General features: G+C 47.1%; 19 protein-coding genes. 17 read left to right on the top strand and 2 right to left on the bottom strand.

Annotated elements, in window-relative coordinates:
- The first annotated feature begins 175 nt into the window (after positions 1–175).
- The 6 genes from ACESLK_RS14950 to ACESLK_RS14925 all read left to right on the top strand — a co-directional run bounded on the left by ACESLK_RS14950 (position 176) and on the right by ACESLK_RS14925 (position 7,457).
- Complete coding sequence (locus ACESLK_RS14950) at positions 176–1,744, top strand: LysM peptidoglycan-binding domain-containing M23 family metallopeptidase (protein WP_373230335.1); 1,569 nt, start codon at positions 176–178, stop codon at positions 1,742–1,744.
- Between the two features lie 166 nt (positions 1,745–1,910).
- Complete coding sequence (yycF, locus tag ACESLK_RS14945; RefSeq protein ID WP_373230334.1) at positions 1,911–2,648, top strand: response regulator YycF; 738 nt, start codon at positions 1,911–1,913, stop codon at positions 2,646–2,648.
- The gene (gene walK / locus ACESLK_RS14940; RefSeq protein ID WP_373230333.1) at positions 2,645–4,480 is read left to right on the top strand and encodes a cell wall metabolism sensor histidine kinase WalK; all 1,836 of its coding nucleotides are present in this window, start codon (positions 2,645–2,647) and stop codon (positions 4,478–4,480) included. Before yycF ends, walK begins: the two co-directional genes overlap by 4 nt.
- Positions 4,477–5,790, top strand: a complete 1,314-nt coding sequence (locus ACESLK_RS14935; protein ID WP_373230332.1) for a YycH family regulatory protein — start codon at positions 4,477–4,479, stop codon at positions 5,788–5,790. Before walK ends, ACESLK_RS14935 begins: the two co-directional genes overlap by 4 nt.
- Positions 5,791–5,830: 40 nt before the next feature.
- On the top strand, positions 5,831–6,595 hold the full coding sequence (gene yycI, locus ACESLK_RS14930) for a two-component system regulatory protein YycI (RefSeq protein ID WP_373230331.1): 765 nt from the start codon (positions 5,831–5,833) through the stop codon (positions 6,593–6,595).
- A 58-nt stretch (positions 6,596–6,653) separates the two neighbouring features.
- A complete protein-coding gene (locus ACESLK_RS14925) occupies positions 6,654–7,457 on the top strand; it encodes an MBL fold metallo-hydrolase (protein WP_373230330.1) in 804 nt (267 codons plus the stop codon).
- A 29-nt stretch (positions 7,458–7,486) separates the two neighbouring features.
- Here the strand turns inward: ACESLK_RS14925 and ACESLK_RS14920 are convergent, their stop codons facing one another.
- Complete coding sequence (locus tag ACESLK_RS14920) at positions 7,487–7,687, bottom strand: hypothetical protein (protein WP_373230329.1); 201 nt, start codon at positions 7,685–7,687, stop codon at positions 7,487–7,489.
- 227 nt (positions 7,688–7,914) lie between these two features.
- On the opposite strand from ACESLK_RS14920, the gene ACESLK_RS14915 reads away from it, so the two are divergent.
- Both ACESLK_RS14915 and ACESLK_RS14910 read left to right on the top strand, forming a co-directional pair.
- Positions 7,915–9,219: a S1C family serine protease gene (locus ACESLK_RS14915; RefSeq protein ID WP_373230328.1), complete on the top strand. Its 1,305-nt coding sequence runs from the start codon at positions 7,915–7,917 to the stop codon at positions 9,217–9,219.
- Positions 9,220–9,233: 14 nt separating this feature from the next.
- Entirely contained in the window at positions 9,234–9,401 is a 168-nt protein-coding gene (locus tag ACESLK_RS14910) for a CxxH/CxxC protein (protein ID WP_373230327.1), read from the top strand.
- Between the two features lie 44 nt (positions 9,402–9,445).
- Here the strand turns inward: ACESLK_RS14910 and ACESLK_RS14905 are convergent, their stop codons facing one another.
- On the bottom strand, positions 9,446–10,888 hold the full coding sequence (locus ACESLK_RS14905; protein WP_373230326.1) for a hypothetical protein: 1,443 nt from the start codon (positions 10,886–10,888) through the stop codon (positions 9,446–9,448).
- Between the two features lie 389 nt (positions 10,889–11,277).
- On the opposite strand from ACESLK_RS14905, the gene ACESLK_RS14900 reads away from it, so the two are divergent.
- The 9 genes from ACESLK_RS14900 (at position 11,278) to ACESLK_RS14860 (ending at position 21,033) form a co-directional block, all read left to right on the top strand.
- Positions 11,278–13,245: an ABC transporter substrate-binding protein gene (locus tag ACESLK_RS14900; RefSeq protein WP_373230324.1), complete on the top strand. Its 1,968-nt coding sequence runs from the start codon at positions 11,278–11,280 to the stop codon at positions 13,243–13,245.
- 117 nt (positions 13,246–13,362) lie between these two features.
- On the top strand, positions 13,363–14,361 hold the full coding sequence (locus ACESLK_RS14895; RefSeq protein WP_373230323.1) for an ABC transporter permease: 999 nt from the start codon (positions 13,363–13,365) through the stop codon (positions 14,359–14,361).
- Positions 14,362–14,364: 3 nt separating this feature from the next.
- On the top strand, positions 14,365–15,510 hold the full coding sequence (locus ACESLK_RS14890) for an ABC transporter permease (RefSeq protein WP_373230322.1): 1,146 nt from the start codon (positions 14,365–14,367) through the stop codon (positions 15,508–15,510).
- 33 nt (positions 15,511–15,543) lie between these two features.
- Positions 15,544–16,599, top strand: a complete 1,056-nt coding sequence (locus tag ACESLK_RS14885; RefSeq protein WP_373230321.1) for an ABC transporter ATP-binding protein — start codon at positions 15,544–15,546, stop codon at positions 16,597–16,599.
- Positions 16,600–16,601: 2 nt separating this feature from the next.
- Complete coding sequence (locus ACESLK_RS14880) at positions 16,602–17,633, top strand: ABC transporter ATP-binding protein (RefSeq protein ID WP_373230319.1); 1,032 nt, start codon at positions 16,602–16,604, stop codon at positions 17,631–17,633.
- On the top strand, positions 17,611–18,186 hold the full coding sequence (locus tag ACESLK_RS14875) for an HAD family hydrolase (protein WP_373230318.1): 576 nt from the start codon (positions 17,611–17,613) through the stop codon (positions 18,184–18,186). The genes ACESLK_RS14880 and ACESLK_RS14875 overlap by 23 nt, the downstream gene beginning before the upstream one ends.
- Before the next feature lie 4 nt (positions 18,187–18,190).
- Positions 18,191–19,225, top strand: a complete 1,035-nt coding sequence (locus ACESLK_RS14870; RefSeq protein ID WP_373230317.1) for a LacI family DNA-binding transcriptional regulator — start codon at positions 18,191–18,193, stop codon at positions 19,223–19,225.
- 18 nt (positions 19,226–19,243) lie between these two features.
- Complete coding sequence (locus tag ACESLK_RS14865; RefSeq protein WP_373230316.1) at positions 19,244–20,317, top strand: Gfo/Idh/MocA family protein; 1,074 nt, start codon at positions 19,244–19,246, stop codon at positions 20,315–20,317.
- Positions 20,314–21,033, top strand: a complete 720-nt coding sequence (locus tag ACESLK_RS14860; protein ID WP_373230315.1) for a ThuA domain-containing protein — start codon at positions 20,314–20,316, stop codon at positions 21,031–21,033. The genes ACESLK_RS14865 and ACESLK_RS14860 overlap by 4 nt, the downstream gene beginning before the upstream one ends.
- The last annotated feature ends 508 nt before the right edge of the window (positions 21,034–21,541 follow it).

Here is a 21,541-nt window from a genome sequence, read left to right as displayed (position 1 = left end):
GCATAATGCAAACTACAGCACCATAAACGAGAGCTTTGATGCAAGCTTACACAAATTCCACAAAATGTAAAATCTAAATGAGAAGTTGCTCATATTATTAGGGCTATGATAAAGTAAAAGTCAAGATTTTAGCCAGAGAAAACCAAATTTCATCGTTTTTGAAAAGGAGAAACTCATGACCGATTTCAGGGGAATGGATCGGATCCGGAAAGTTATGGCGCAAGCGCGTCAAATCCTCCGGCAAGTTCGATTCACGCAATTGAAAGGTATGACCATTATTACAAATTCAACGCAGCCTAACCCTAGCAATTTCCTCAGCAAATATAGCCGACCGTTGATCGTGACTACATGTGGGATCGCCGCATTGGCCGCAATAGGATTCGGTGGTTACAAATATGTGCAAGCGCACAGCGTAGAGTATTATAATGTTCTCCTTGATGGTAAGCCGGTTGGAGAAATCAGCAGTGAACAGAAAGTACAGCAGTTATTAGCAGCTAAAGCGTCTCAGCTGGAAAAGGAAGATACCCCCATACGCTATGCGCTCAATGAAAGTAAGGTCACCTACGAGCCTGTAAGGGCTTACAAAAAGAAAACCGACGATGAGGCAACGCTAACTCGCCTATCTAACATGCTCCAAACTCATCCAATCGGTGTAAAGCTGGTTATTGATGGCAAGGAAGTCGGTATCGTTAGAGATGAGAAGGCTGCAAAGCTCCTATTGGAGCGTGTGAAGAACAAATACGTTCCGGCTGGCATCCCTAAGAAATCAGGCAGAGAGGTTCAATCCTTGTCTTTGAAGGCTCAAACGGCTGCGACAGCTAAGACGGCTTCTGAGCCTGAGCGAATGGTAACCTCGGTCAGCTTCGAAGAGAAGGTATCTACAGTTGTATCGGATATTGAACCCGACCAACTATCAGACCCCGATGAGCTATACTTGAAGCTTACAGAGGGAGAACCGATTCCACGGACGTACACGGTGAAGGAAGGCGACTGTATCGGTTGTATTGCTTCTAAGCTGAGTATTTCCGAAGAACTTATCTATAAGAACAATAGCTGGATAAAGAACGATAAACTCCAAATCGGCGACGTGTTGGATTTATCTGAATCCAAGCCGCCAATACTGAATGTTAATTCGATAGAGCAAGTAACGGAGGTCGAGGCAATCGAGCCTCCGATCGAGTACAAGAAGAGTGATTCGATGAAGCTCGGCCAGCAGAAGGTGCTGAGCGAAGGTAAAGAGGGACAGCAGCAGGTTACATACCGCTTTATTAAGCGGAATGGTTCTATTGTTGAAGAAGAAATTATCGCTCAGAAGCTGCTGAAAGCCGCAGTGCCAACCGTGATCCTCAAAGGAACGAAGGTTATACGCGGCGAAGGCTCAGGCAAGTTCTCGTGGCCAGTCCTAGGTGCCCGCATTACAAGTTATATGGGCGCCCGGTGGGGACGTCAACATAACGGTATCGATATGATCGGTAAGAGCAGCATATTAGCCGCGGATGAAGGCGTCATTGAATTCGCCGGCTACAAGTCAGGCGGATTAGGGAATGCAATTATTATTAACCATAATAATGGATTCAAAACCACATATGGCCATATGAAAAGCTTAAAAGTTAAAAAAGGGCAAATTGTCGAAAAGGGCGACGTCATCGGAATCATGGGCAGTACCGGCCGCTCAACAGGCACTCATCTTCATTTTGAGATCCATTTGAACGGCAAGCTTAAGAATCCTACAAGCTACTTGTAATCAATGGAAGGCTTCCTCGGCGATCTAATTCAGACCCGAGAAAGCCTTTTTTGTTATTCTGCGCGAAAGCAGTCTCTAAACTACCTCGAAACGCCATTGGGGTATGGCCTGCATTATGGTAAGATAACAATAGAATAGCTTCCGAGAAGCGGAAGGCGGTGACGTCATGTTGGGTAAAATTCTGGTCGTGGACGATGAACGACCGATTGCGGATATTCTAAAGTTTAATCTTGAAAAAGAAGGCTACGAGGTCGTCTGCGCCTTCGATGGAGAGGAAGCCGTTCGGCTTGCTTTCGAAGAAGTGCCTGATCTCATCCTGCTTGACCTCATGCTGCCGATTAAAGACGGGATGGATGTCTGTCGCGAGGTTCGGACACGTTTGTCCACCCCTATCATTATGCTGACGGCCAAAGACAATGAGATCGATAAGGTGCTGGGTTTGGAGCTGGGTGCGGATGATTATGTGACCAAGCCCTTCGGTACGCGCGAGCTGCTGGCAAGGGTGAAGGCACACCTTCGTCGTCAGCGTAAAGTAGAGGCGTCACGCGACGAGGATGCACAGGCTGAAGTCGAGCGGCAAGGCTTAAAGCTCTTTAATTTATTTATAGATACGGATATGTATGTAGTCTACAAGAACAATCACCCCCTAGATCTCACGCATAGGGAATTCGAATTGGTTCATTACCTGGCACGGAACAGCGGAAAAGTCATGACGCGCGAACATCTCCTGCAGGCGGTATGGGGTTTCGAATATTTCGGCGACGTTCGGACAGTGGATGTAACGATTCGCCGGCTTCGGGAGAAGCTCGAGGATGATCCTAGCCGCCCCGAGATCATTATGACAAGACGGGGACTCGGTTATTTGGTGCGTAATCCGAAGATGACAGGCGGTCAATACGGATGAGAGGCGTTCGCATGTTCCGCAGCATTCAGATTAAGCTAATTCTCATGGTACTGCTGCTGATCCTGATCGCTGTACAATTGATTGGGGTGTATTTCATCAGTACGATGAAGAACTCGCTGATCACCTCCTTCACGAACAACCTCAATACGCAAGCTAACCTGCTGACCACCTATTTGTCCAGGCCGAACCTCTCCTCCGACAATAAGGACGAGAGTGCCCAACCTGGAACTGATGCGAACTTAAGCGCACTGGTAGATAATTTCTCCGCGATTAGCCGTGCGGAAATTCAAGTGCTCGATGCGGGCGGCAAGGTATTGGCAACGTCCAACCCTTCCCAACAGTCGTATATCGGACGTAAGAACACATCCTTGCTGGTAAGCCGTGCACTGCAAGGTGTGCGGGACAACGAGGAAGAAATCATCGATGAAGACAACACACGGAACAAGGTTATTGCCAAGCCGGTGATCAGTAACGGTAAAACCGTAGGCGCGATATATATTGTCGCTTCTATGAAAGAGCTCTACCAGACGATGGAAGGGATTAACCGGATCTTCGTCTCGGCGACTCTAATTGCTCTCGGGTTAACGGCTATCCTGGGAGTCTTGCTTGCAGGCACAATTACCTCCCCGATCAAGACGCTCACAAGGCAGGCGACGGCAGTAGCTGAAGGACGGTTTAACGAGCGGGTGCCCGTGTTCGGCAAGGATGAGATCGGCCAGCTAAGCGTGGCTTTCAACGATATGACCGATCGTTTGAGTGATGCGCTGTCGATCAATGAAGAAGAGAAGGAAAAGCTCTCGTCGATTCTGGCTAACATGAGCGATGGTGTTTTGGCTACCGATGAGTTGGGTCGAGTCATCATCACTAACCGCAGAGCCAGAGAGATGCTTGGTTTCGCAGAGCTGAAGGACGGCATGACGCTGTCCGAAGCTTTGGATATTGAGAAGGAACCGATAGCCGAGACCCTGCAAGGGAAAGAGTCTTCGCTGCTGCTGAACCGGGATTTAGAAGAGCAGGAAGAAGAATTATTTTTCCGCGTCACTCTCACCCCTATCCGTCGCCGGGACAAAGGTGTCGCAGGGGCAATAGCGGTGCTTCAAGACGTAACGGAAATGGAGAAGCTGGAGCAATCCCGCCGGGAGTTCGTGGCGAATGTATCTCATGAGCTTAGAACTCCGCTTACCACAATTAAGAGCTATGCCGAAGCGCTCGATGATGGCGCGCTTGATGAGCCGCCGCTTGCCGATCGTTTCGTAGGAGTTATCCGCAGCGAGACGGAACGGATGATTCGCCTGGTTACCGACCTTCTCCATCTGTCGCGGTTTGATTCCCATCGGAATCAGCTGCGCCGACAGAAGACGGATCTGACAGAGATGCTGGAGGAAGTCGTAGACCGGTTCTCCTTCCAGCTGCGGCAGAAGGCCATTACGGTGTCGGTAAAGGTCGACAACAAGCAGAAGACGGCTTGGCTCGATCGGGATGGAATTGACCAAGTATTAGACAATCTCGTATCCAACGCGATCAAATATACGTTAGACGGAGGCTCCATTGATATCTCTGCCAAGCCTAATGAAGCGAGGCAGCTGGCCATCGCCATTAAAGACACCGGAATCGGTATTCCGAAGAAGGACTTGAACCGTATTTTCGAACGATTCTACAGGGTGGACAAGGCCAGATCCCGTAATATGGGCGGTACAGGCTTAGGCCTGTCCATTGCCCGGGAAATTGTTCGGGCTCACGGAGGCTCTATTACATTAGAGTCCGAAGCTAACGTGGGCACCGTGGTTACGGTGCTGCTGCCGATTATGTCGGAAGGAAGTGAAACCGCATGATCGAGAAAGGAAAATCGGTTCTGCTTTTCCTGCTCGTGGTGATTAGTCTCGTACAAAGTTATTTTCTCGCCTATAGCATGCCTTACATGGAGGCGAAGGTGAAGACCGAGCTTGATTATGTGAAGACGGAGCCGCTCGGAACGGAAGAGAATGTCGAAAATCTCATTTTCCCGGAACAGCTCGTGCTTCATCTAGGCGATGACAAGCATACGGTATTTTATCCGAGCACCCTGCCTTATTACGATTTGATTCTAACGAAGCTGCAAGGCCGCGAATTCAAGGGAATGAAGCGGGATCTTGTCAACACGGTTGATTGGGACCAGATTAGGCGGGAGAATAAAGGAGTCGAGCTAAGATTCGGACGTGACATCCCGTTCGAATTGCTGCAACGAGTGTTCAAAATCGATGATGACTTCTTATTCTGGCGGGATTCGATCGATCGAATCTGGATTTACTCCAGCAAAAGCAGCGATGAAGTACGTACTTTCTTCTTCAGCGCGGACGGCAGTAACGTCTACGAATCGGAGCGTGCGGACATCACCATCGGGGATGTCGAAGGTTACGTCGGTTTCGGTCAATATTGGGATCCTTACTCTTCCGAGGACGGCAATGTATATATCCCCGACAAACCGATTTCCCGTCTATTGAGGATGGAGGTCCCGTTCAGTCGTTACACGACGGAGCAAATGCAGGACAACCTATTCTTTGACCCGACGACGACGAGGACGATTCAAGACCGTCAGGACGGCCCTCAGTTTTATACCGATGGCAAAAGAGGGCTGAAGGTTGAGCAAGACGGCATCTGGATGACCTATACCGATCCTGTGGCGCCTACGAACGGCGAGAACGATATCATCGACAATGTAATGGCCGCAACAAGCTTTGTTAACCAGCACGGGGGCTGGAATGAGAAGTATCAGCTGGTTAAGGAAATTGAATCGGAATCCGAGAGTATCATCCGTTTCCAACAATACTACCGAGAAGTGCCGATCGTCTCTGGAAGCTCAATGAACTTCGGCTATATGCAGCTGACTTTACAGCAAGGTTTTGTCTCCTCTTACAATCGCTCGCTGCTTGTGTTAAGCAATGAAATGAAGAACAAAAGTACAAGGCAGCTGCCCGGCGGCGACCAGCTCCGAGATGTGATTGGCAATTTAGATTTAGGCGGACGTAACATTGAAGCTCTCTTCCCTGCTTATCGACCGAGCCTAGGGAAGGAAACAGTAGTTATGAGCCCTGTATGGGCAGCTAGACTATTGACCGGAGAGGTTATTATTGTGGCTGATTCCATTCCGGCATCGACAAAGTAACGGTTAATAAATGGAAGATTGAGTCGGAAGGGGGTGCGGGATGGACTGGAGACGAGCTAAAAGCGTTCTGATTTTTTCTTTTCTCATGCTGAATGTGCTTCTAGGCTCCCAGCTATGGATGGAATATCGGGAACGCTTAAACACTGCGGTGGAGTGGACGTCACTTCCTCCCGAAACCCAGCAGGTCATGCGTGACAAGAACATTCAAGTAGATGATAATGCCAAGATCCCGACGGAAACGCCGTTTCTGAGAGAATTGACGTATACCTTCAAGGAACGTACCGGAGAAGGAATTAATAATCGCATAGCGCTATCTCCATCGCCTGAGACGCAAATCGTTTATTTCGAAGAGGAGCTTACCGAAGCGCTCGGAGGAATAGTGCCGGAGCTTAGCAGCTACACATTGGACCAGCTTGGCAGCCGCGATGGTGTCTTCGTCTTTAACAGGATGGAGGGCAAATGGCCGATGTTCGATATCCAACTGGAGCTATTCCATAGCGAGCAGAAGATCAGAGCATATTTGCAAGACTTAATTGTGATCAAGCCTTCTGGAGATGCCAAGGAACAGCAAGTTTTGCCGGCAGCCAAAGCGTTAGCCAAGGTGATCGAGAGGAATTTGCCGGCAGGCTCTGTCATTAAGGAGATTCGCTTAGGATATCATGGGGAAATTTTCGACGATGTCGATGATCAGGTTACAACACCAACGTGGAGGGTTTTGCTGGAAAATGGCGAAGAAGTGTATTACGTGAATGCGATCAGCGCCGAAGTGACGACTGAGAAAGGCGATGCGCTTGTGAATCCATAAGTATATACTAGAGAAGCGGATTCAGTAGGATTGTCTGGGAGAGGAACGAGGAACAGCTATGGGACTTGCGTTTACTGTTCTGTCTAGTGGATCAACCGGTAATGCAACCGTCGTGACCACGGATACAGCAACTGTACTTATTGATGCCGGCTTAAGCGGCAAAAAGATAGAAGAGTTAATGAAAGAGAGAGAGATTTCCGGCCACGATTTAGATGCTTTATTCGTTACACATGAGCATTCCGATCATATTAAAGGGCTTGGAGCTTTCGCTCGTAAATATAGTTTACCTGTGTATGCCAACGAGAAAACCTGGACGGCAATGTTCCGAACAATCGGAGAAATACCAGAGGCACAGCGGAAAATTATGCCGACGGACAGCGTGATGGAAATCGCTGACCTGCGCGTGGAATCGTATGCGATCTCGCATGATGCAGTCGAGCCGGTCGGTTATTGCTTCTGCTCGGATGGAGCCAAGCTAAGTCTAGCAACGGACTTGGGGTATGTGAGCGAGAAGGTCATGCGTCAGCTGCAGAATTCAGACGTAATGGTGCTCGAGTCCAACCATGACGTTAACATGTTAAGGATGGGCCGATACCCGTGGAACATTAAGCGGCGTATCTTGGGAGATACCGGCCATTTATCCAACGAAGCGGCTGGGGAAGCACTCAGCTCCTTGTTGTCGGGCAGCTTGCGCAGAGTTTATTTGGCGCATTTGAGCCAAGAGCATAATCAGATGGATTTAGCCAAACTAACGGTGAATACAGTATTAGAAGATAACGGAATTTTTTTTCAACGGGATGAATTCGTATTGTGTGATACTTATGCTGATAGGCCTACATTATGGGATATTGTTAAAGCTTAGAGAGTACGCAGATGTGGAAAATGAGAATTTTATAACAGAAGTTGTCTATCTAGCTCGGCTTCCATTTGCACGGCTTTCTCTTGAATTTCCTCTGGGGTCAGCAGGCCTTTATCAACTAGCAATTCAATGAGAGTGCTCAGGGCAAGGAGTTGCCGGTAATGGTCATGCTTCAGATCCGACACCTGAGAAGCCAGTTCAATGTATTGCCATCCATGCGCAGTTGATTTCACTTGGGCATCCTTCCTTTCTTTACATCCGATTTATGTGGGGAAAGCACTTGCTTGAGTTCTCTTATTCTCTTATTCTATTACTATTCTAGTCAAAACGTTTATAAACATTCCTATTATTTTTGAGATCTGCAAGTATAAATGGCGAATAAGTAGAAACAACTATTAAGAGAAATTCCCGCAGCGGTGAGGGAACCGGTATTCCCCTATAAGAAGGATGGTGTTTGACCATGAGCTTGTTCGATGATGATTTCTACTCTACTCGGGTATCCAGGCGCTCCCGCAATAGGAAAGGTTCCGATTATGGATCGGGAAAAGGGTTCCGCCAGCAGGGATCGATGTTCCGAGTTGCTATTATATCTTCCGTTGTCAGTTCGATGCTCGTAGCGGCTTTATTTGTTGCCTCAGGCAATGGCAGTGAGTCTAAATCGGAAGCCAAACCTGCCTTGACCGGAGGACAGGCGCTTGTGGATACTTCAGAGCGCATCATCTCGGCTTCTGAGAAGGTTCGGCCTGCGGTTGTCAGCATCATTAACCTGACGGAAGACGCGTTAGATGAACAGGCTGATGCCGAAAGCTACGGTGAAGAGGAAATACCTTATAATGCAAGCTTGGGGTCGGGTGTTATTTTCCAGAAAAAAGACGGTAAAGCTTATATTATTACGAATGCGCATGTTCTCCAGGATGCCGTGAAGGTTCAAGCCGTTCTGGTAAACGGGGATAAGAAAGAAGCGAACATTATTGGAATAGATATCGTCACAGATTTAGCCGTTCTGCAGGTAGATGACAAAGGAGTCGACACAGTTGCAGAAATTGGCAATTCGAATAAGCTTCGTGTCGGGGAGATGGTTATCGCCATCGGTAATCCGCTCGGCTTCGGAGATTCACTGACCCAAGGCATCGTATCCTCTACGAAACGAATTATTCCTGTATCGCTTAGCCAGGACGGAATCTATGATTGGGAACAGGAAGTCATCCAGACCGATGCTGCAATTAACCAAGGCAACAGCGGCGGGGCTTTAGTTGACCTAAACGGAAAGCTTGTTGGCATTAACAGCATGAAGGTAGCGGATATGGGCGTTGAGGGAATTGGCTTCGCCATCCCGATTGATGATGCCATACCTATTCTTAATGACTTATTGAAAGATGGCAAGGTTACGAGGCCTTATATGGGTGTATATTCAATAGACTTGGGGCTTTATCTCGATAGTCCGCAACAAGATAATGGAGACAAAGAAGAGAGTTCCGGGGAAGAGGTTGATGAATCACCCTTGCCGGTCATTCCCAAAGAGGTTAAAGAAGGCATTATCGTACTCGAATCGGTGGGACCCTCTTTGGATGCGGGACTGCAGTTTAACGATATTATCGTTGCGCTTGACGGGAAGGCAATCGGAAGTACGTTGGAGCTTCGTAAATATTTGTATGGCTCCAAAAAAATCGGGGAATCGTTGAGGGTAACCTATTATCGGGATGGTAAAAAGAAGACGACAGATGTCGAGTTGATCGAAAAAGAAGAAGCAGAAGAAGAGCGTTAGAAGGGAATATCATTATGTACTGTGTATGCCTTGAGCATGTTGAGCTAGCAATCGATAAATTTGTTGATGAATATGAAGAAGCACCGGATCTCGTCAACTTGCAGACGACGGAGTTCTCGGCATGGCAACCGCCTGAACACTGCGAGTGGTGCGGTAATTCAGCAAAAATATTGGTGGTTTGAGTCAAATGACAGCGAAGCCGTTTTACTTGCTGGTGATAATCACCTTACTCGCGTCGCTGCCTGCGCAGGAAATCTCGACCCCAATGCCATAAGACACCGATGACGAGTAGAAGAGCTACGGTTAAGCCGCTAAAGGTGACGATAAGCGCGACCCACTGGAAGCTTGAATAGCTGTGTATGATAGACCAATCGAAGTCGCCCTTCAAATCTTCTATAACTTGATTCATTCCGAATATTCCACTAATGACGGTATATATAGTGAGAATAGTCAAGAGATAGCTAGATTGCTTGGAGGTGCGATTTTCTTGATACATGTACAGGTCGTTCAGCGTTTGCTTGACGTCGACGAACAGTTCTTCATTGCCGTAAACATCGCGAAGCTGGTGGAAGATCTCGCGTCCTTGCGTCTGCGAGACGATTTCGACAAAATAATATTTGGCCGAGAAACGAGTAATATCGCGAATTAAATCCTCCGTGTGCTCCTGCTTGCGCTTCAATTGTACTTGCGAATAAGAAATCGACAGCTTCAACAGAACGATCCTTTGAAATAAATTCAGCATAAGTCCGTAATAGTATTCGCCGTACATTTGATTAGCAAGCCGCGTTGAAGTCTCAGGCTTCTCGCGTGTAAGGCACATGAAGCAGGTATCATCGGTCAGGTAATAGGTATTCGGTGCCCAACGGTCATACTCATAGCGCTGACAGTACTCTTCCATGTAGGGGATATGGCTTGCGCCAATTCGCGTTTTCCCGTTCAGGTCCAAGCCATCAAGCCGGGCAGCACGATAGCGGTGGATAATCGTGATATCGAAGTCCTCCGGAAAAGCACAGAAGCCGATGACAAACATTCTCTCATCCATGAGAAAAGGCAGCTTCTCGAAATGCGTGCTCTCCATCGGGGAACGATCTAGATATGGCAGCAAATGAGGAGTGAGCACTTGAAATACGAAATCCTCAACCTCCGCATAATCTTTTCCTTCATGTTCTACATAGGTTTTCAAGTCCAGCTTGTTCGTATCCTGAAGGTGTCGCATCCGATCGGCGAACTCGATAGCTTGGCTGAAAGGTATTTCCTCATCGTCCTTTAATTCTACGCGCAAGGTTAGAAACCCCGTATCGAACGGACAAAGAAAGATGTCGACGGAATACACCGTAAACGGAAATCGCAGCTGCCGGCTAAGGAGACTGGCTTCGACCTTAAACGGCTTGCTGAGTCTGCGCAACCCTTCTGGATTCTGGTTGTCAGGAAACAAGACATGGTTTGTAAACGGCAAAAAGTACCTTTCCATATCTCTGTGGGACACGCGGCAGCCGGGTCCGTAAAATTTATTCTCCAGCTCTAAATCATCCAACCGAAAAGGAATGTAATCATCTTGAAGAAGACTGTCCCACAGCTTTTCTTGGCAGTCCTGCTCTAAGGAGAAGGGGAAAATAAACTGAAACAACGCCTTCCTTAAATCCGGCTCTTCGCATTGCGCCACGATCATTTTAGCCACCTCTTCCTTCACAAAACCTGGTATCTGTTATTTACCCTAATTTAGAGTGAATAAAGAGGGAATGGACAAGCAATAAATATTTCGAATTTTCTTTCCTGATTATGGTTGATTTCTGATAAAGTCTCGTTTAGTATATAGGTTAATAAAGCGCTTACAAATAATTTTCAATGACTCAAGTATACATTATTGTTTATCCGTTTCTGCTTATTAAAATATTAAACCGGTTTAACAAACTCGGGCAATCCCCTTCATCCAGAGAAAACAAACCCAAGCTAAACTAATTATTAAACCGGTTTAATATTTTGGGAGGTGAGTCTGCGGGTTTGCAGTACATGATGAACGGTATTGGAATGAACAAGTACATTAATGGAGGGGTTAACTTGAAAAAGCAGAAGTTCCTTTTTGTTCTATTAGTCATTTTTACTATCATTGCAGCCGGTTGTACAAATAATTCGGCGGAACCCAGTGTTGTTGAAAAACCCAAAGAAACGACAGTGGTCAAGGAAACTCCAGTCGCCATCACAGAAACGGCCTCCAAAGAAGCTCCGATGCTGGCTAAGCTTGTAACCGCGGGTTCGCTGCCTGCTTTGGCAGATCGTATGCCCGCACAGGCGGACATCATGGTTGAGCCGGTTGTGGAAGAGATCGGACAATTCGGCGGGGATTGGAAAATGGCGTGGACGGGACCGGGAGACAAATGGGCTGTTGGGCAGCCAACGGAAGAAGCGCTCTTCCGATTCAACAAGGACGGAAGCAAGGTTGAACCGAATGTAGCCAAAAGCTACGAAGTGAATGCCGATTCCACGGAGTTCATTATCCGCCTGAGGGCAGGTATGAAATGGTCGGATGGTGCGCCGTTTACAGCGGACGATGTTCTCTTCTATTGGGAGCACATGCTGTCGAAAGAAACCTTCGGCAAAAAAATATATGATGCGTATTACTCGGTGGATCCCGTGACAGGAGAAAAGGCGCTGGCTGAAATCACGAAGGTGGATAATTTGACCTTTAAGGTCGTTCATAAATATCCAAGCGTGCAATTCCTCGAGCGGGTGGCCATTGACAATAAGTGGTTCTTTGCCCCAGCTCATTTCCATAGAACGATTCTACCTGAATTTGTTGGCGAGGATAAAGCGCTTGCTATTGCCAAGGAGTGGGGCTTCGAGGATACGACAGCATTCCTTAAGGAAACGGGTTACTATTATTGGATCTATCCGCAGATCCCGACACTACGAGCTTGGGTTGCTAAGAACGATCCAGACAGTGACCAGTTCATCATGGAGCGTAATCCTTATTATTGGAAAACAGACTCGGAAGGAAATCAGCTGCCTTATATAGACCGGATTGTCTCGACAAAAATTCAAGATCCAAGTCAGAGAGTACTGGGCACCTTGGCAGGAGACTTTAACCTTTCCACGTTCGGAGCTCAGGACTTTACGGTTCTTAAGGAAAATGAGAAGAAGGGCGATTTCCGAGTGATTCCGTGGGATCAACCCACATGGTCAAGCGCGGGAATTCAACTCAATCAAACCATACAAGATCCGAACCTGCGCAAGCTGTTCCAAGACATTCGATTTAGAGAAGCGCTTTCCGTTGGAGTGGATCGCATAGAAATCGCTGAAATTGTTACTAACGGAATCGCTGATCCCGCACAAGCAGCTGTTCCAGAAGGGCTCGTAGGTTATCAGGAGGGCTGGGCAGACCAATGGGCGAAATATGATCCGGAGCGCGCGAATGCGCTATTGGATGAAATCGGATTAACAAAACGGGATAAGAATAATTTCCGACTATTCCCGGACGGCTCCGACATCACTATCAATGTGATCGAATCATCCGAAGACACAGCGAAGTTCCTGGAGCTGCTCAAGAAGTATTATGAGGATTTGGGTATCAAAACCAATCTGAAGGTCGTGGATCAGGCGACTCATCAGGAGTTAAAGTATTCCAATCAAGTCCCGGCGACCACGGAGAACATTTCCGTTGTGAATGTTGCATTCCGGCCTGATGCACTTATACCGCTCCGTGTCCTTACCCCGTGGTCCGGTTCATATGGCTTATATGTCTCGACAGGAGGCAAAGAAGGAGTTAAGCCTGAAGGCGATATCGCTATGATTCTGGAATATTGGGATAAGGTGAAAGCAGCCAAAACAGCGGAAGAAATTACGCAGTTTAGCAATGAAATCATTAAGCTTCATATGAAAAACCAATGGGTTATCGGCTACGCAGGCTCGACACCGACCTTAATCGCAGCCTCTAATAAAATCGTTAACATCCCCGAGGACGGGATATGGGCCGACGAATTCCGCTCGCTGGGAGCAGCTCATCCTGCGCAATTTTTCATTAAGCAATAACAACGGCATCTTTGATGGATCGATAATAGGGAACATTAGCTTTCCTATTATCGGTACATCCGAACGACTAGCAGGCATTCGTATCTCCGAATGGTCAAGGAGAGGATAAGATAAGAGATGCTCCAATACACATTGAGAAGAATCCTATTGGTTATACCTGTCGTGATCTTCATATCTGTTATCGTCTTCTACATCATTCAGCTTCCGCCCGGTGATTATGTATCCAATTATGCAGCTGAAATGTCAGTGGCAGGCGAAGTGATGACACAAGAAGACATGGCAGCGATGAGAGCAGATTTAGGCTTGGATCGACCGGTTTTCGAGCAGTATTTTATTTGGATGAAGGATATAGTATTGCATGGCGATTTTGGCTTTTCCTTTAATTACAACAAACCTGTTACGGCCGTCATTAAGCAATACATGGGTTTGACGTTGATCGTCTCCCTGGTGACAATGGCTTTCCAATACTTAGTGGCGATTCCAGTCGGTATCTATTGTGCCGTCAAACAATATTCCGCAGGGGACTATTTCTTCTCTGGGCTAAGCTTTCTGGGTATGGCTACACCTAACTTCTTGCTCGCTATTATCCTGATGTTCCTTTCCTACACTTGGTTCGGTGATCCTTTGCTAGGCTTATTTTCAAGCGAGTACGTGAATGCTGCATGGTCGGTAGATAAAATGATCGACTTGGCTAAACACATGGTTATTCCCGTTATTGTCATTGGATTAGCCGGTACTGCGGATCTAATTCGAGTCATGAGAGGACAAATGCTGGATGAGCTGAATAAGCCCAATGTGATCACGGCGAGATCCAAAGGCTTGTCAGAAGGCCGAATACTCTTGAAGTATCCAACCCGTGCAGCACTAAATCCGATCGTCAGCACCTTTGGTTGGTCTTTGACTTCCATCTTCACAGGCTCGACCATTACCGCGATTGTGTTGAACTTGCCTATTCAAGGACCTGTCATGTATAACGCTTTATTAGGACAAGACATGTATCTAGCAGGTACCTGGCTCTTATTCATGGCTCTGTTAACGGTGTTGGGTACGTTGGTTTCCGATATTTTACTTGCCTGGCTCGATCCAAAAATCCGTACAGAGTTTAGAGGTAATTAGCCTATGAGAACGATACCTGTATTTAAAAGGCAGAAAGCTATGGTGACCAAGCCTGCTATTGATAAAGATGTGCAGTACAGCTCGCAATGGCGGCTAATGTATCTGAGATTCAAGAAGCATAAGCTAGCGCGGATCAGCTTGATTGTATTGGGGATTCTCTATGCTGCCGCTATCTTCGCACAGTTTCTAGCTCCTTATGGCCTTCAGAGCTATGACAGCAAGTATGTGAATGCACCTCCGATGACCTTGCGATTCGTAGACGCGGATGGGAAATTCCATATCAGACCATTCGTCTATGAATTAAAGTCCACAAGGGATCCGGAGACGATGCGTAAAATTTTCGAACCGAACACAGAGAAGCGTTACTCGTTGCAGCTATTCGCTAAAGGAGAAAGCTATAAATTTCTTGGAATCATTCCTACCACTACTCACTTATTCGGTGTAGAGCAGCCTGGAAGAATATTTTTGCTCGGTACGGATGGATTGGGAAGAGATTTATTCTCCCGAATTCTTCTTGGCAGTCAGATTTCACTCAGTATCCCGCTGGTTGGAGTTGGAATCAGCTTTATACTGGGATTGATTATCGGCGGTATATCCGGATATTTCGGAGGCTGGCCCGATTCCGTGATTCAACGGATTATTGAAATTATTCGATCATTCCCGACGCTTCCCTTATGGATGGCATTGTCCGCAGCTATTCCGCCGCGAATACCCGTAGTCACGATGTATCTCTACATTGTTATTATATTCGCTTTTATCGAGTGGACGGGTTTGGCGAGGGTAGTGAGGGGCAAGTTTATCTCGTTAAAAAATGAAGATTACGTTGTTGCAGCGAAGATCGCCGGCGTAAGCGACGGGAAGATTATCTTAAAGCATTTGATTCCCGGTTTTATCAGCTACTTGGTAGTGGCAACGACCTTGGCCATTCCGGGAATGATTCTCGGTGAGACGGCGATGAGCTTTCTTGGCTTAGGGATTCGTTCTCCGGCTACCAGCTGGGGCGTTCTGCTTCAGGAAGCCCAACAGATCGAGAATGTCGCCTTGTATCCATGGAAGCTCATCCCGCTTGGCGTTGTTATCATAACCGTATTAACCTTTAACTTTCTGGGCGACGGCTTGCGCGATGCCGCGGATCCTTACAAGAAATAGTCCAACAAATTGAGGCCATAGCGAGGGGATATTATGACAGCTCAAGCGGCTCAACCAGCACAAGAAGCCCAAGCTCAGCAGCCCCTTCTCTCCGTTCAAGACCTTAAGATTCGTATTCAGATGGATAATGGAGAAATGAACGCGGTGGATGGGGTAGACTTTGAGATTCACAAAGGAAAAACATTGGGGCTTGTGGGCGAGTCCGGCTGTGGGAAAAGCCTGACTAGCAGAGCCATTATCAGCATTAATCCGAAAGAGTGTGAAACGACAGGTACCATCATGTATCAATCTTCTACCGAAGAGTCGTTAAATCACTTGAATCTGTTATCCTTAGATACGAATGGCAAGCATATTCGCTCCATACGCGGCCGTAAAATCGCCATGATCTTTCAGGAGCCCATGACCGCCTTCTCGCCGATGTATACAATCGGAAATCAAATCATGGAAGCGATCTTGATCCACCGCACCAAAAACAAGAAAGAGGCCAAGAAGATAACACTTGAGATGCTGGCAAAAGTAGGAATATCGGATCAGGAGAAACGATTCGACCAATATCCCCATGAATTCTCCGGAGGCATGCGACAGCGGGCGATGATCTCGATGGCCTTATCCTGCAATCCGGAATTATTAATCGCCGATGAGCCAACGACAGCGCTGGACGTGACGATTCAGGCCCAAGTGCTTGAGTTAATGAAGGCGCTCCAGGAAGAGTTCGGCATGGCCATTCTGCTGGTCACTCATGACCTTGGCATCATAGCGGAAATGTGCGATGAAGTGGCAGTCATGTATCTTGGCAAAATAATTGAGCAAGCGCCTGTAAAGGAAATTTTCCATCATCCTAAACACCCGTATACAAAGGGTTTGCTCAAGTCGATGCCCAGATTAGGCGGTAATAAGAGCAAGCGCTTGGACTCCATTGAAGGCTCCGTGCCGATTCCCATCAATATGCCTCCTATGTGCGGGTTTTACGATCGCTGCAAGGATCGGATTGAAGGCGTATGCAATGTGCAGGCCGTACCAAAAACCCGGTTATCCGACAAACATATGGTCAGGTGTTTTCTGTATTCGGATCAGCATGAAGGAGCATAGCCATGTCCAAACCTATACTGGATATCATTAATTTGAATAAGGATTTCAAAGTAAAGTCTCAGAAGGCTTTGTTCGCAAAGCCTTCTTCCGTACAGGTGTTAAGCGATATTTCATTTGAGCTCCTTGAAGGTGAAACCTTAAGCATTGTCGGAGAATCGGGCTGCGGCAAAACGACACTGGGGCGGTGTATCGTGAGAGGGATGAATGCCTCATCCGGCGAGGTTATCTATCATACCGAAGGCGGAGAGAGAGTTGATTTCTTAAAGCTGAAGGGCAAAGAATCCAAGAGATTAAGAAAAGATATTCAAATGATCTTTCAGGATCCTTATTCTTCGCTTAGTCCGCGAATGAGCGTATACGACATCATTTCCGAGCCGCTAATCGCCAATTTCAAGCTGAAGAAATCGGAGGTGGAAGAAAAGGTAGCTGCAATCGCAGAAAAAACGGGCTTAAATGTCAGTTACCTTAAACGTTACCCTCATGCTTTCTCCGGCGGGCAAAGACAGCGGATCGCCATCGCGCGGGCGCTTATTACCCAGCCGAGGCTGATCGTGTGCGATGAAGCGGTATCGGCTTTGGACGTCTCCATTCAAGCCCAGATTATTAATCTCTTAAAGGACCTGCAGGAGCAATTTCAAATTACGTATATTTTCATTTCGCACGACTTATCGATCGTCCAGAACATTTCTGATCGGGTTGCGGTCATGCATCTAGGCAGAATTGTGGAATTGGCAGCCGTGGATTCTTTGTTTAGTCAGCCTAAACACCCTTATACGGAAGCGCTCATGTCAGCGGTGCCCCAGCCTGATCCGGATCAGAAGAAAGATAGAATTATATTGGATGGTGAGGTTCCTAATCCCGCCAATCCCCCAAGCGGATGCCATTTCCACCCAAGGTGTTCATACAAGACCGACAAATGTTTGCAAGAGGCACCTCAGCTGCGCCAAGTAGAAGAAAATCATTATGCGGCATGTCATTATGCGGAACAACTAAACCTGAGGGGTGCAAAGAATGAACCGGGAATTATTGCATAATAGCGAATCCAAGAAGCTGATTATTTTCCTGGACTGCGGAGACACGATCATCGATGAAGGAACGGAAATACGCGATGAAGAAGGTACGGTTATTCAGGGTAATGTAATCTCCGGCGCTGACCTGATGGTCAAGACTCTTGCCGAGCGGGGTTACAGATTGGCGATCGTCGCCGATGGATCCGCGCAATCCTTTAAGAATTTATTAACTCTTAATGGGTTATACGATTATTTTGAAACGCTTATCTATTCTGAGCAAATTAAAGCCGACAAGCCGAGCCGACGTATGTTCAAGGCAGCGATTGGAGCGATGGATCTTACCGAACAGGACTGTTCCCGAATTATAATGGTCGGCAACAACCTGTCTCGCGATATTAAAGGAGCGAATCAGCTTGGCATAACCAGCGTGCACTTGAACTGGACCTCCAGATATCCAAAGACGTCATCAGACAGCAGCGAGCAACCTGATTATACGATTGGGGAACCGCTCGAACTGTTGGAATTGGCGGAGCGGCTGAACGATCAGCTTCTTAAAAATCGAGAGGGTGTAACATAACCAAATGGCCAAAATCGACGATGTTGCACGCCTTGCGGGTGTATCGAAAGGAACCGTATCTAATGTTTTCAGCCAAAAAAGACCTACCAGCAAGAAAGTGACAGACAAAGTCCTGACTGTTTCCAGACAATTAAATTATGTTCCGAATCATATCGCAAGAAGCCTGGTGACCAAAAAAACAATGGCCATTGGGCTCACGATCCCGCATGGCAACTTCTTTTTCAACGTTTTCCATACTCAGTTCATCAACGGGGTTATTCTGGAAGCTTCCTGTTACGGGTATAGGGTGTTACTCGACATGATTCCTGCACAGGAGGTGAAAACTCCTTCATTGGCTAGTTATCCGATTGACGGAGCGATTGTACTTGGTCCAACACAAGAGGATGAGCGGATCGATCTGCTGCACCTGAACCAAATCCCATTCGTTACGGTCGGCAAAATCTTTAATGCGAATGTCAAAGATGCTTCAACCGTCAACAATGATAATAATCAAATTATCCATGATATATGCGGCTATCTGATAGACAAGGGTCATCGCAACATTATGTTTCTAAATGCCAATGAGCTAATGACTGTTGCTATCGAGAGAAAAGCGGCCTTCATCGAGGCATTGTCGAATCATCAGATCGACCTGAAAGAATATATGATTCACTATAAACCAGCCATAACCTCAAGCAAATACATGAACTATGGGTATGATGAGACAGTCCATGTGCTAAGCGGGTTAGGGGAACAAGTAACGGCAATTATCGCAGACGATGATCGCACCGCATTTAGTGTGATGAATGCCATCAAGGATTTGGGTTTGAGCGTGCCGAAGGATCTCTCGTTATTTGTCATTTGCGGCGATCTCTCTATGATGAATCAGGCAACGCCTTCATTGACGGGCATGGATTTGCAGCCCTCGGAGCTCGGGGCTCAATCCGTTAAACTGCTTATGAACAAGCTGGGTGTCATAGACGGTGAATATCCGGAAAATATGATCATAAACAGCAGAATAATAGAAAGAGACTCATGTTCGACGATTGTAAACTCATAATTATACTAGGAGGGCTACATGAGCGGAAGAGAATGGAATGTGGGCATTATCGGCCTAGGCGATATCGGTGAATATCATATGAACAATTTGTCGAAAATGGCGAACGCAAAGGTAACGGCTATATGTGATGTGAATGCGCAAGCTGTCGAACAAGTGGGCAATCGGTTAAATTTGTCCGCAGCCAAAAGATATACCCGCTATAAAGATATTCTAGCTGACTCCGAAGTTGATTTCGTTGTCTCCGGCGTTTCCAATCGATATCATTATGACATCTTAATGGCTGCCATTGAATCTGGTAAACCGATCATGTCTGAGAAACCCTTCACTCGAACGATGGAGGAAGCGCAGCAATTATTGGATCTATATCAGCACAAACCGATTCCCTGCATGATCGGTTTCTCCTATCGCTACAGGCCTTGCTTTCAATACGTAAAGCAGCTCGTAGAGCAGGGCGTTCTTGGGCAGATTCGACATATCCATGCTCACTATTTACAAGAAGAGAATGCTCCCCTATTTGAGAAAGAGTACACCTGGCGGTTTAGCAAAGCAATGGCAGGATCAGGCGTACTGGCGGATATCGGTTCTCACATGGTCGATGCTGCCCGTTTTTTCGTAGGGGAGTTCAAGCAAGTGACCGGGATGATGAGCACCTTCGTCGACCAGCGGATAGATCCTAAGACCAGTCAACCTGTAGAGGTGGATGTGGATGATTTTGCAGGATTCCAATGTGTGCTTGAAGGAGGCGTTATGGGAACGTTCTACACGCATAAGAATGCAATCGGTACCCGTAATCAATTCAACATTACGCTGTACGGCGATCGGGGAACGGCCAGAATTTCGGTGGAAACGCCGAATGAAGTTTATTTAACGGTAAGAGAAGGCGACAATATGGCGCTGATTGAAAAAACGATTCACCTGGACGGCGAGGCCATGACACCGTTACTCCAGGATTTTGTTAATTACTTGGATCATCGCGGTTCCTCCTTGCTCCCGACATTTATGGATGGTTATCGGAATCAGCAGGTCATGCAAATGATTATAGACTCTGCTGAGGATGGAGTAACAAGAAGAATGGGGGGAGATAACTTATGATTAAAGTAACGATATGGAACGAGTACCTGCGGGAGAAGAGCAGGGAGGATGTAGCCAAAGTTTATCCGGACGGAATTCATGGAGCTATTGCAGACGGCATACGGCAGGAGGGCTTTGCGATTCATACAGCAACCTTCAATGAGCCCGAGCATGGATTAACGCAAGAAGTGTTGAACGATACCGATGTGCTGATTTATTGGGGGCATGCCGCTCATAAAGAATTTAACGATGCGATTGTCGATCGTATATATAAGCGAATACACGAAGGAATGGGCCTTATCGTTCTGCATTCAGGACATCACTCCAAACTATTCCAGAAGCTGATGGGCACGTCCTGCGACCTCTTATGGAGAGAAGCGGACGAGAAGGAGAGACTGTGGGTTGCCGATCCTTCGCATCCGATTGTAGAGGGAATCGGGCCTTATATCGACTTGCCGGAAGAGGAAATGTACGGTGAGCACTTCGATATTCCCGTACCCGACGAATTAATCTTCATCAGCTGGTTTGAGGGGGGAGAGGTGTTCCGGAGCGGCTGCACCTACAGGCGCGGGCAGGGGCGGATTTTCTATTTCCGTCCGGGGCATGAGAATTATCCTACCTATCACAACAAAGAGATTCAGCGAGTCATCTCTAATGCAGTGAAATGGACGGCACCGGTCAAAAGGGAAAAAACGTTCTATGGGTTTCACGAGCCGCTGGAGCAAATAAAGAAATAAAAAATTGCTAAATATTTCACATTCCCCGTTGACAGTTATTAGGGGACGATGTTAAAGTTGCAAATATAACTTTGGGAAACGGAAAGGAGGGTTACGAACATGCGTAACGGATATCATCATATTGCATTACCGCCAGTAGGCGGAGCATTTAATCGACATGGACGTAACCCTCTCGCGAATGAATTATTGCGACTCTAGAGAATGGAAGATTCTCCTAGATTTGTAGTAAGACGGCGCATGGTTACGGCAACGTAATCGTGCGCCTTTTTTATCGCTTACGGAGTTTATGACGGCGGATCAGCCGTTGTAAACCCTGCTTGCGAGAACGGATGATCTCACCATCCGTTAAGGCGTATCGCTTACGGCGGTATGCCTTTTTTGGTGTCGCCCAGCATGGGCGTTATCTATAGGGTGCAAGTCCCGAATGGCGAAGGCAGTAGTAGTCATTAGCTTAAGACAAGGGTGTCCTCCGTGAGGTGGAATCTGAAGGAAGTCGGCGGCAAATCTC

It is taken from the genome of Cohnella sp., assembly GCF_041640265.1.
Classification (GTDB): Bacteria; Bacillota; Bacilli; order Paenibacillales; family Paenibacillaceae; genus Cohnella.
The sequence above is the reverse complement of the archived record's forward strand: the minus strand, read 5'-3'. Positions and strand labels throughout refer to the sequence as shown.

Coding starts and splice junctions, on each gene's coding strand:
- ACESLK_RS14870 (WP_373230317.1), top strand. CDS start 18,191: ATGGCCAAAATCGACGATGTTGCACGCCTTGCGGGTGTATCGAAAGGA.
- ACESLK_RS14865 (WP_373230316.1), top strand. CDS start 19,244: ATGAGCGGAAGAGAATGGAATGTGGGCATTATCGGCCTAGGCGATATC.
- ACESLK_RS14905 (WP_373230326.1), bottom strand. CDS start 10,888: ATGATCGTGGCGCAATGCGAAGAGCCGGATTTAAGGAAGGCGTTGTTT.
- ACESLK_RS14880 (WP_373230319.1), top strand. CDS start 16,602: ATGTCCAAACCTATACTGGATATCATTAATTTGAATAAGGATTTCAAA.
- ACESLK_RS14915 (WP_373230328.1), top strand. CDS start 7,915: ATGAGCTTGTTCGATGATGATTTCTACTCTACTCGGGTATCCAGGCGC.
- yycF (WP_373230334.1), top strand. CDS start 1,911: ATGTTGGGTAAAATTCTGGTCGTGGACGATGAACGACCGATTGCGGAT.
- ACESLK_RS14950 (WP_373230335.1), top strand. CDS start 176: ATGACCGATTTCAGGGGAATGGATCGGATCCGGAAAGTTATGGCGCAA.
- ACESLK_RS14860 (WP_373230315.1), top strand. CDS start 20,314: ATGATTAAAGTAACGATATGGAACGAGTACCTGCGGGAGAAGAGCAGG.
- ACESLK_RS14895 (WP_373230323.1), top strand. CDS start 13,363: ATGCTCCAATACACATTGAGAAGAATCCTATTGGTTATACCTGTCGTG.
- ACESLK_RS14885 (WP_373230321.1), top strand. CDS start 15,544: ATGACAGCTCAAGCGGCTCAACCAGCACAAGAAGCCCAAGCTCAGCAG.
- ACESLK_RS14910 (WP_373230327.1), top strand. CDS start 9,234: ATGTACTGTGTATGCCTTGAGCATGTTGAGCTAGCAATCGATAAATTT.
- yycI (WP_373230331.1), top strand. CDS start 5,831: ATGGACTGGAGACGAGCTAAAAGCGTTCTGATTTTTTCTTTTCTCATG.
- walK (WP_373230333.1), top strand. CDS start 2,645: ATGAGAGGCGTTCGCATGTTCCGCAGCATTCAGATTAAGCTAATTCTC.
- ACESLK_RS14925 (WP_373230330.1), top strand. CDS start 6,654: ATGGGACTTGCGTTTACTGTTCTGTCTAGTGGATCAACCGGTAATGCA.
- ACESLK_RS14875 (WP_373230318.1), top strand. CDS start 17,611: ATGAACCGGGAATTATTGCATAATAGCGAATCCAAGAAGCTGATTATT.
- ACESLK_RS14890 (WP_373230322.1), top strand. CDS start 14,365: ATGAGAACGATACCTGTATTTAAAAGGCAGAAAGCTATGGTGACCAAG.
- ACESLK_RS14935 (WP_373230332.1), top strand. CDS start 4,477: ATGATCGAGAAAGGAAAATCGGTTCTGCTTTTCCTGCTCGTGGTGATT.